2 protein-coding genes are annotated in these 2716 nt (G+C 33.4%); both read left to right on the top strand.

All coding sequences use genetic code 11. The features are described 5' to 3' along the window. Positions 1-139 precede the first annotated feature (139 nt). Positions 140-1414, top strand: coding sequence for a hypothetical protein (locus HMPREF9420_RS03785; RefSeq protein WP_187116444.1), 1275 nt, complete (start codon positions 140-142; stop codon positions 1412-1414). A gap of 2 nt (positions 1415-1416) precedes the next feature. After that, positions 1417-2716: lipopolysaccharide biosynthesis protein (locus HMPREF9420_RS03780; RefSeq protein ID WP_007134118.1), on the top strand; the 1300-nt coding region annotated here is incomplete at its 3' end.

Raw genomic sequence — 2716 nt, 5'->3', positions numbered from 1 at the left:
TTGAAGTTGATAAAAATAATCAAAGCGCACGTGCTTTTTATGAACGTAGTGGTTTTCAAATAAAAGAAGAGCGTGTGAATAAGTACTTATTAGATAAAAAATATAAAGGCAAACTTTATAATCCATGAACATTGGTTCGATGAAAACATATATTATAATTTGTGGTTTTGCTGATGTTGTGGCAGGTGGTCCTATATATTATGCTAACAAGATACGTTATATGGAACAACAGGGATGGCAAGTTGTTGTTATTCCCACAAATAAGGGTGAGAAGGTCTTTATTCATGGGATGGAGAAGTATTTGGGTCCTTATGTTCCTTTTATCCTTGATAATCCAAATGAATATAATAAAAAACAACGAGAACAGTTAGTTGATTATCTTGAATCATTTGTTCCAGAAGATCGAGGGGAAACCATAATAGAAACGGGTACAGACTATACAAACTATTGGGGAGAAGCCTTAGCTGAACGTATTCGTGCAAAGCATATCATTGTGTTTTTAGATGAACAAAATTCGCGTGTAACAGAGAAAGTTATCGATTTCTATAAATTCAAGTATGTAAGGCATGAATTAGCGTGTATTACCAAGCCTGTAATGCAGAATTTATTTAAAGGCTATATGTCCTTAGAATTAAATGAATGTTATGCATTACGCTGTGCTTGTACAAATACATTGGATGATTATGAACATAAAATCACTTCCTTAATCCCTAAAGGTGATTATAATATAGGTTATATTGGTAGATTAGAAAAGCCATTCTTTCCAACCATAGTAGAAGGGTTCATTAATTTTTGTAAGAAGAACGACAAGGAAAAAATTACGATAGTGTTCTTTGGTGGGGCTTTTGAAGAGAAAACAGTTGATGCTCTCAAAGATAAATTTAAGCTGTTGAGTAATGTTCAAATATTCATAACAGGATACTTGTTTCCATTGCCAATAGCTGCACTTAGAAAAATGGATGTCTTTGTATCTGGGGCAGGGAGTGCAAGTGTGGCAGCAAAAGCTGGCGTTCTTTCTATTCATATAGATATGCTTTCATATAATCCTTCTGGAATTATGTTAGATTATGAATATCTGAATTATGCAAAGTGCCCCTATGGTAATACTGTTTATGATTATTTAGATTGGGTTCTTATTCGCAGGGAGCCCAATCTTCCTTTACCTTTAGAGGTTAATTATAAGAAGGATTGGGACTTTGTGTGTGAATGTTTTGAAGAGCATTTAAAATTTATAGAGCTGTCTTCATCAGAGCCTGCTTATTATAATCTGTCCCAGTTAGGGATATCATCAAAACAAAAGATGAAGCGCTTTTTTCGTACAATCTTAGGGCTAAAATGGTATAATTATTTACGTGGTAATCAATTATATCTATTTATATGGTCTTTTATTCAACGGTTTAAATCAAGCAAATAATTATGGGAGATAATGTACGTAGTAAGGCGCTGTCTGGTGTTGCTTGGGGAATGATGGAGAAATTGTCTCTTCAGGTTTTTGGATTTGTACAAGGAGTGATTCTTGCACGTTTACTTTCTCCATCAGATTATGGATTGATAGCAATGGTTGGTATATTTGTATTGTTATCATATACATTTGTAGATGCAGGTTTTGGAACGGCACTCATTCAAAAACAAGATAGAACAGAAAAGGATTATTCTACAGTTTTTGTTCTAAACTTATCTATATCATTTGTTATCTCTTTATTGTTGTTTCTTAGTGCACCATTAGTAGCAGACTTTTATAAGGAGCAACTTTTGATAAAGATAGTTAGGGTCTATTCACTTATTATCTTTTTTAGTTCCTTAGTAGCTATTCAAGATGTAAGATTATCTATATACCTTGAGTTCAAGAAGAAAAGCGTAATAAATATTGCTACAACAATTCTGTCAGGTCTATTTGCTATTTTCATGGCATTTATGGGTTATGGTGTTTGGTCCTTGATTATTCCACAGTTTGTTATGTTGCTTACAAAGTGTGTTTTTTATTGGTATTTCCAGCATTGGTTTCCCAAATTATCGTTTTCCAAGCACTCATGTAAAGAGTTGTTTGGGTTTGGTTCTAAAATACTTGCTTCTTCTATCTTAGCAACAATTTTTGAGAATATCTATTCTTTGGTGATAGGAAAAGCCTTTTCTGCTAAGGCCTTAGGATTTTACTCTCGCGCAGATGGTTATGCCAACCTCCCAGTAAAGACCATAACAGGAGTTATAGATAGTGTAACTTATCCTATTTTAAGCAAGTATCAAAATGATGATGAATTGTTATTAAATGCATTTAGAAGGATGCTTCGTGTTGCAGCTTACATTGTTTTTCCTATAATGATAGGTATGGCTGCTTTAGCAAAGCCCCTCGTTATAGTATTAGTAACAGATAAATGGTTACCATGTGTTATTTATCTGCAATTGTTGTGTTTTGCACGTATGTGGTGGCATGTTCATGTGCTAAATCTAAATATCTTGAAAGCAAAGGGACATTCAGATTTGTTTTTCCGTCTTGAGATTATAAAGAAAATAATTATAATAATATTTCTTATAGCCTCGGTCCCATTCGGTATTATGGCAATTTGCATTAGTAGCATTGGCTCAGCTGTTTTAAGTATGTGTATTAATTCTTATTATACAGGGAAGTTGTTACGTTTTGGTATGATAAGGCAAATGAGAGAAATGTTACCATCTATCTTATATTCACTGGTAATGGGAGGTATAGTGTATATATCAA

It is taken from the genome of Segatella salivae DSM 15606 (assembly GCF_000185845.1).
GTDB classification, from domain to species: Bacteria; Bacteroidota; Bacteroidia; order Bacteroidales; family Bacteroidaceae; genus Prevotella; species Prevotella salivae.
This window is presented reverse-complemented; position numbering and strand designations above follow the sequence as displayed.